The organism is Pseudomonas sp. p99-361 (assembly GCF_003935475.1).
Classification (GTDB): Bacteria; Pseudomonadota; Gammaproteobacteria; order Pseudomonadales; family Pseudomonadaceae; genus Aquipseudomonas; species Aquipseudomonas juntendi.
On the sequence record NZ_RHQO01000120.1, the window covers coordinates 1 to 6,919 of the forward strand.

Sequence of the window (6,919 nt, forward strand, 5' to 3'; positions counted from 1 at the left end):
TGCCATACCTTGTGGCAAACACCTGTCAGCCCTAAGGCGATCCCTGTGGGAGCTGGCTTGCCGGCGATAGGGCCAGATCTGCAAAAAAGTGGATTGCGTCTGACGCAACATAAACCTACCGAGAAGTCAGTTTTCGTCAGCATTCGACCTTCTTAGACTTGCTCCAGTCGCAAATTTGTTGCTGGAGATGTCGTTGCATGAGTCCCCTGTCCGCCCCGTCTGCTGCCATCGTCGGCGCCCCCGCGCCGGCTGCGCCTGCGCAGACGGCGTTCGGCCTGCAGGTGGTGGTCGGGCTGTTCGGTGTATTGCTGGCCGTGTTGTGTGCGGGCCTCAACGAGTCGGTGACCAAGATTTCCCTGGCCGATATCCGCGGCGCCATGGGCATCGGGGCCGACGAAGGTGCCTGGCTGCTGGCGGTGTACAGCGCCGCTTCGGTCTCGGCCATGGCCTTTGCGCCGTGGCTGGCCACCACCTTCTCGCTGCGGCGCTTCACCCTGAGCGCCATTGGCCTGTTCGCCGTGCTCGGCTTGCTGCAGCCGTTCGCCCCCAACCTGCACAGCCTGATGCTGCTGCGCGTGCTGCAGGGCTTTGCCGCCGGCGCCTTGCCACCGATGCTGATGAGCGTGGCCCTGCGTTTCCTACCGCCGGGCATCAAAGTATACGGCCTGGCCTGTTACGCCCTGACCGCCACGTTCGGCCCCAACCTCGGCACCCCGCTGGCCGGGTTGTGGACTGAATACGTGGGCTGGCAATGGGCGTTCTGGCAGATCATTCTGCCGTCGGCACTGGCCATGTGTTGTGTGGGCTGGGGCCTGCCGCAGGACCCGCTGCGCCTGGAGCGTTTCAGGCAGTTCGACTGGCGTGGCGTGGTGCTTGGCCTGCCGGCCATCAGCAGTATCGTCCTGGGCTTGTCGCTGGGGGACCGCTGGGGCTGGTTCGACTCGCCGCTGATCTGCTGGCTGCTCGGGGGTGGGCTGCTGTTGCTGATGCTGTTCATGTTCAACGAATGGTCCGAGCCGCTACCGTTCTTCCAGTTGCGCATGCTGTCGCGGCGCAACCTGAGTTTCGCCTTGGTGACCTTGGCCGGCGTGCTGGTCGTGCTGTCGGGTGTCGGCAGCATTCCGTCGGCCTACCTGGCGCAGATCCAGGGCTACCGGCCGGCGCAGACCAGCCCGTTGCTGATGCTGGTGGCCATGCCGCAGTTGATCGCCCTGCCGTTGACCGCAGCGCTGTGCAACATCCGCGCGGTGGACTGCCGCTGGGTGCTGGGCATCGGCCTGGCGATGCTGGCGGTGTCCTGTGTTGGCAGCAGCCTGCTGACCAGCGAATGGATCCGTGGCGACTTCTACCCCTTCTACCTGCTGCAGGTGTTCGGCCAGCCGATGGCGGTGCTGCCGCTGCTGATGCTGTCCACCAACGGCATGACCCCGCAGGAAGGCCCGTTCGCCTCCAGCTGGTTCAACACCGTCAAAGGCCTGGCTGCGGTGGTCGCCGGTGGCTTGCTCGATGCCCTGGGTACGCTGCGGCGGCACTTTCATTCCAACCATCTGGTGGACAGCCTGGGCAACGCCCCGCTGGTGGACGGCAACGCCGCTGGCCTGGCCGCCCGCTTGCACGAGCAGGCGCTGGTGTTGACCTCGGCCGACCTGTACCTGGTGCTGGCCGGTATTGCCGTGGCCCTTATCTGCCTGATTCCTTTGGTGCCTACCCGGGTCTACCCGCCGCGTGCCGTGGCCTGATACCTGGACGAATTCGAGAAACACTGAAATGACCAACAACCGCAAAACCCTGTTTATCGGCTCGGTGCTCGCCGTGGCTGTCCTGGCTGGCATCGTCGGCCCCTGGATGTTCGGCAGCGACCACCGCCAGAGCACCAATGATGCCTACGTGAGCGCCGACTACACCGTGGTGGCGCCCAAGGTCGCCGGCTTCATCAAGGAGGTGCTGGTAGAGGACAACCAACAGGTCACGGCAGGCCAGCTATTGGCGACCATCGATGCCCGTGACTACCAGGCCGCGCTGGATGCGGCGCAGGCGCAATTGCTGGTGGCCAAGGCGCAAAGCGCCGATGCCCGCGCCACCCTCGAACGCCAGGCCGCGCTGATTGCCCAGGCCGAAGCTGCGGTGAAAGCGGCCCAGGCCGAAGCGGCGTTCGCCGACCATGAGGTCAACCGCTACAGCCGCCTGGCCGAGCAGGGCGCCGGTACCGTGCAGAATGCCCAGCAGGCACGCAGCAGGGTCGACCAGGCCCGCGCGCGGCTGGCCAATTCCCAAGCAGCGCTGGTGGCGGCGCGCAAGCAAGTGGACATCCTTACCGCCCAGGTAGCCAGTGCCGATGGCCAGCTCAAACGCGCCGAAGCGGGCCTGGAAAAAGCCCAGCTTGACCTGTCCTACACACGCATCACCGCGCCGGTGGACGGCATGGTCGGCGAGCGCGCGCTGCGGGTCGGCGCCTACGTCAACCCGGGCGCTCGCCTGCTGTCGGTTGTGCCGTTGCAACAGGCCTATGTGGTCGGCAACTTCCAGGAGACCCAGCTGACCCACGTGCAGCCGGGCCAGCCGGTGAGCATCAGCGTCGACACCTTCTCCGGCGAGAAGCTGCAAGGCCATGTGGAAAGTATCGCCCCGGCCACCGGCGTGACCTTCGCCGCCGTGAAGCCGGACAACGCCACCGGCAACTTCACCAAGGTGGTGCAGCGCATTCCGGTGAAGATCGTTTTCGATGATGGCCAGCCGCTGCTCGCCCGCTTGCGCGTGGGCATGTCGGTGGAAGCGACCATCGATACCCGTGGCGACAAGCTGAACGGCAAAGAGGTCAGCGCACGATGAAAGCGGCATTACGCGTGAGCCCATTACTGCTGGCCGTCCTGATGGCTGGCTGCAGCATGGGCCCGGACTTCCTGCGCCCCGACAGCCAGGCACCGCAACAATGGGCGCCGCTGCAAGGTGAGGCGGCGGCCAGCCAGCCGCAGGCCGAACCGCTGGAGCTGCGCTGGTGGGAAAGTTTCCACGATGCCCAGCTCAGCGCATTGATCCAGCGCGTTGCCGAGCGCAACCTCGACTTGCAGATGGCCAGTGCCCGGCTGGTACAAAGCCGGGCCTTGCGCAGCACCGTGGCCGCCGATGAAATGCCGGCGGTGGATGTTGCTGCCGGCTACAGCCGTGCCCGCAACAGCGCCGAAGGCCTGAGCGACCCGTCTGGCAAGGCGGGCAAGCAAGCCTTCAACCTCTGGCAGGGCGACTTGGTAGCGGGTTGGGAGCTGGACCTGTGGGGCCGCGTGCGGCGCCAGGTCGAGGCGGCCGATGCCACGGTCGAAGTGGCGGAGAACGACCGCCGCGGGGTGCTGTTGGCATTACTGTCGGAAACTGCCGGCAACTACATCCAGTTGCGTGCGGTGCAGCACACCATCGATGTCACTCGCGACAACCTCAAGGTCGCCCAGCACAGCCTTAAGCTGTCGGAAAGCCGCCAGGCCGAAGGCGTCGCTACCCGCCTCGACGTAGCCCAGGCCAGTGCCCAGGTGGCGTCCATCGAGTCGCGTCTGCCCAGCCTCGAAGCCCGGCGCGATGACCTGATCAACGCCCTCAGCCTGCTCGCCGCCGACCCCCCGCGCAGCCTGCAGGCCCAGTTGCTACAGGGCGGCGAACTGCCTGCGCCGCGGCAGAAGTTCGCCATAGGCTTGCCGTCCGAGCTGGCCGAGCGCCGGCCGGACATCCGCCAGGCCGAGGCTCGCCTGCACGCTGCCACCGCCAGCATCGGCGTGGCCAAGGCCGACTTCTACCCGAGCATCCGGCTGTCTGGCAGTGTCGGCTTCCAGGCCATGCAGTTGTCCGATTTCGGTGCCTGGGACGCGCGCCGGTTTGCCTTTGGGCCACAGCTTTCATTGCCGATCTTCGAGGGCGGCCGACTCAAGGGCACCCTGGAGTTGCGCGAGGCGCAGCAGCAGGAAGCGGCGATTAATTATCGCAAGGTGGTGCTGGGGGCCTGGCATGAGATTGACGATGTGCTACGCCTGTACAACGCCAGTCAGTTGCGCCGTGATCACCTGGCCGAGGCCGTGCGGCAGAACCGCATCGCCTTGGAAACCGCCCAGCGCCAGTACGTGGAAGGGGCGGTGGATTTTCTCAACGTGCTGACGGTGCAGAGTGCCTTGCTGGCCAGCGAGGAACAGTGGATCGACAGCTCGGCGGCGGTGTCGCAGGCGCTGGTGGCGCTGTACAAGGCCTTGGGGGGTGGCTGGCAGGCGTTTGATCAGCAACCGGTGAAGAAAGCTTGAAGGCGGGGCCGCTTTGCGGCCCATCGCCGGCAAGCCAGCTCCCACAAGTACAGCGCAGGTCTCAGGTACAGCGCAATACCTGTAGGAGCGGGCTTGCCCGCGAAGGGCTGCAAAGCAGCCCCGGCGATTTCCCAGACAGATGAGGAGGCAAAGATGCACATTTCCCTGAACGGCAAACGCGCGATCGTCAGCGGTTCCACCGCCGGCATTGGCCTGGCCATCGCCATAGGTCTGGCCGAAGCCGGCGCTGAAGTGGTCCTCAACGGCCGCACCCAATCCCGCGTCGACGAAGCGCTTAAAGCCGTGCGCGAACGCCTGCCACAAGCGCGCATCATCGGCATCGCTGCCGACCTCGGCACCCAGGAAGGTGCGCAAAAGCTGTTCGACCAGGTGCCGCATACCGACATCCTGGTCAACAACCTGGGCATCTTCGAGCCCAAGCCGTTCTTCGAGATCGAAGACGAAGACTGGCAGCGTTTCTTTGACGTCAACGTGCTTAGCGCGGTGCGCCTGTCGCGCCACTATGCCCAAGGCATGGCCGAGCGCAAATGGGGGCGGGTGGTGTTCCTGTCCAGTGAGTCGGCGCTGCAGATCCCGACCGAGATGATTCACTACGGCATGACCAAGACCGCGCTGTTGGCGGTGTCACGAGGGCTGGCCGAGACCCTGGCGGGCACCGGGGTAACGGTGAATGCCGTGTTGCCTGGGCCGACGCGCTCTGAAGGCGTGGGTGACTTCTTCGCCAAGCTGGCCAAGGAGCAGGGGGTGACGACTGCTGAACTGGAAACCAGCTTCCTGGCAGAGCACCGGCCCAGTTCGCTGATCAAGCGGCTGGCGACAGTGGAAGAGGTGGCCAACATGGTGGTGTATCTGGCATCGCTGCAGGCCAGTGCTACCACCGGGGCGGCGTTGCGGGTGGACGGCGGGGTGCTGCGGTCCATTGCCTGATTGTCTACTGCCTGTACCGGCCTCTTCGCGGGCTTGCCCGCTCCCACAGGAGTAGTGTGATTCCGAAGCGGGTGCAATACCTGTGGGAGCGGGCAAGCCCGCGAAGAGGCCAGCACAGGCAAGCAAAGAATCAAAGCGGTCGCAGCAGGCCAAAGCGCTTGCGCAACGCCCAATCCAGCAAACGCCGCGGCAGCAACCGAGCCATCAACGGCAACGCCGTACTGCCATTGCCCAAGCGCACCACAGCCGGTACCGGTGACCTGCTCACTGCCGCCAGCACGCCCTTGGCAAACACCGCCGCCGAAGTCGGCTTGTCCTGCGAAGCCCGCGCCCGTGCCTGCACCTGTTCACGCAACGGCCACCACGCCGAATCCGACGCCAGTACCTGCTCGGCCTGGCGCTGGGCGTTGCTGGCGAACTGGGAGGCAATCGCCCCCGGCTGCACTTCCAGCACGCGCACGCCGAACGGGGCCAGCTCCAGGCGCAGGGCGTCGCTCAGGGCATGCACGGCCGCTTTCGACGCGCAGTAAGCGCCAGCGAATGGGGTAACCAGCACGCCGGAAACACTGCCGATATTGACCACCAGGCCCCGGGAGCGGCGCAGCAGAGGGAACAGTGCGCGGGTCACGCCGATCACCGCGAAGACGTTGGTCTCGAATTGCTGGCGCAGTGCGTCCACACCGCCATCGAGCAATGGGCCCATGGCGCCGTAGCCGGCGTTGTTGATCAGGATATCGAGGCTGTCCAGTTCCTCGGCCAAGCGGGTAAGGGCCTCGCTGTCGTTCACGTCCAGTTGCCGGGCGGTGTAGCCGGCGGCACTCAGTTGCTCGACATCCTCAGGCTTGCGGGCGGTGGCCCAGACGTGGTGGCCAGCATCGCGGAAGGCGTCGGCCAGGGCGCGGCCGATGCCGCTGGAACAACCGGTGATCAGGACGGTGGGCATGGTGGGGGCCTTTGATCAAGGTGAGGGGTGTGTCGCCGGTACTGGCAATGAATCAATTGGCAAATGTACCTTGCAGGTGCTCAGCCCGAAACTCCAGGGTTTGTGGTCGGTAACCGGAACGCAGGGGCGGCAAGGGCAAGCAGTCTATCCACTCGGCCCCCGGCTGCAGTTCGCCAGGGCCACGGTAGCGCGGCGCGTTGTAGGTATTTTCGGCGAGGTTCACGGTATCGCCCGGTGCATAGGCGGCTACGCGCCAACGCAGTTCGGTGAGCGGTACCGGGTTGCCGTTCTTCATGTGCACCTGCAGGGTTCGGTCGGCGGGGCACTGGTCTGGGGCGTAGCGCAGGCGCAGGTCCAGGCGGGCCAGTTGCGAGGCTTCGCGGGTGTCCTGCCAGGCAACAAACAGGGCCACCAGGCCCAGGCCGCACACGGCGGCCAGGGAAATGGGCAGGGCCTTGGCCGGGTAGCGCAACAGCAGCACCAGCCAGGTGAGGATAAGGACGGCACCGATGATCATGAGCCTTGCAGACCTTGGTTGTGCGGGTCTGACCATCGTAGCCTTAAATGAGGGAGGGCTCAAAAGCGGGAGGGCTTCGCCCTCCTATCGCCGGCAAGCCAGCTCCTGCAGGGATCGCATCAGGGCGGATAGGTGTTTGTCACAAGATATGCAGCGGCTGTGAGATCGAGCGCCGCCCGCGCGGCGCAATCGCGAGCTGCGCTCGCTCCTACGTTTGTTTCGGGCCAGTAACGC

Annotated in this window: 6 protein-coding genes; 4 read left to right on the forward strand and 2 right to left on the reverse strand. The window is 65.6% G+C overall.

Annotated elements, in window-relative coordinates; genetic code table 11:
• The first annotated feature begins 197 nt into the window (after positions 1-197).
• The 4 genes from EGJ22_RS25375 (at position 198) to EGJ22_RS25390 (ending at position 5,225) form a co-directional block, all read left to right on the forward strand.
• A complete protein-coding gene (locus tag EGJ22_RS25375) occupies positions 198-1,739 on the forward strand; it encodes an MFS transporter (protein WP_029888000.1) in 1,542 nt (513 codons plus the stop codon).
• A gap of 28 nt (positions 1,740-1,767) precedes the next feature.
• Positions 1,768-2,829 (forward strand): HlyD family secretion protein, encoded by a 1,062-nt coding sequence (locus EGJ22_RS25380; RefSeq protein WP_029888001.1) that lies wholly within the window; start codon positions 1,768-1,770, stop codon positions 2,827-2,829.
• Complete coding sequence (locus tag EGJ22_RS25385) at positions 2,826-4,277, forward strand: efflux transporter outer membrane subunit (protein WP_029888002.1); 1,452 nt, start codon at positions 2,826-2,828, stop codon at positions 4,275-4,277. Before EGJ22_RS25380 ends, EGJ22_RS25385 begins: the two co-directional genes overlap by 4 nt.
• A 153-nt stretch (positions 4,278-4,430) precedes the next feature.
• Entirely contained in the window at positions 4,431-5,225 is a 795-nt protein-coding gene (locus EGJ22_RS25390) for an SDR family NAD(P)-dependent oxidoreductase (protein WP_029888003.1), read from the forward strand.
• A 130-nt stretch (positions 5,226-5,355) separates the two neighbouring features.
• Here the strand turns inward: EGJ22_RS25390 and EGJ22_RS25395 are convergent, their stop codons facing one another.
• Positions 5,356-6,168: an SDR family oxidoreductase gene (locus tag EGJ22_RS25395; protein ID WP_009685807.1), complete on the reverse strand. Its 813-nt coding sequence runs from the start codon at positions 6,166-6,168 to the stop codon at positions 5,356-5,358.
• A gap of 52 nt (positions 6,169-6,220) precedes the next feature.
• Positions 6,221-6,685: a hypothetical protein gene (locus tag EGJ22_RS25400; RefSeq protein ID WP_029888004.1), complete on the reverse strand. Its 465-nt coding sequence runs from the start codon at positions 6,683-6,685 to the stop codon at positions 6,221-6,223.
• Positions 6,686-6,919: the final 234 nt, after the last annotated feature.

What these genes read in the sequence shown, in the direction of transcription:
- EGJ22_RS25375 (WP_029888000.1), top strand. Translation starts at nt 198, where the DNA reads ATGAGTCCCCTGTCCGCCCCGTCTGCTGCCATCGTCGGCGCCCCCGCG.
- EGJ22_RS25380 (WP_029888001.1), top strand. Translation starts at nt 1,768, where the DNA reads ATGACCAACAACCGCAAAACCCTGTTTATCGGCTCGGTGCTCGCCGTG.
- EGJ22_RS25385 (WP_029888002.1), top strand. Translation starts at nt 2,826, where the DNA reads ATGAAAGCGGCATTACGCGTGAGCCCATTACTGCTGGCCGTCCTGATG.
- EGJ22_RS25390 (WP_029888003.1), top strand. Translation starts at nt 4,431, where the DNA reads ATGCACATTTCCCTGAACGGCAAACGCGCGATCGTCAGCGGTTCCACC.
- EGJ22_RS25395 (WP_009685807.1), bottom strand. Translation starts at nt 6,168, where the DNA reads ATGCCCACCGTCCTGATCACCGGTTGTTCCAGCGGCATCGGCCGCGCC.
- EGJ22_RS25400 (WP_029888004.1), bottom strand. Translation starts at nt 6,685, where the DNA reads ATGATCATCGGTGCCGTCCTTATCCTCACCTGGCTGGTGCTGCTGTTG.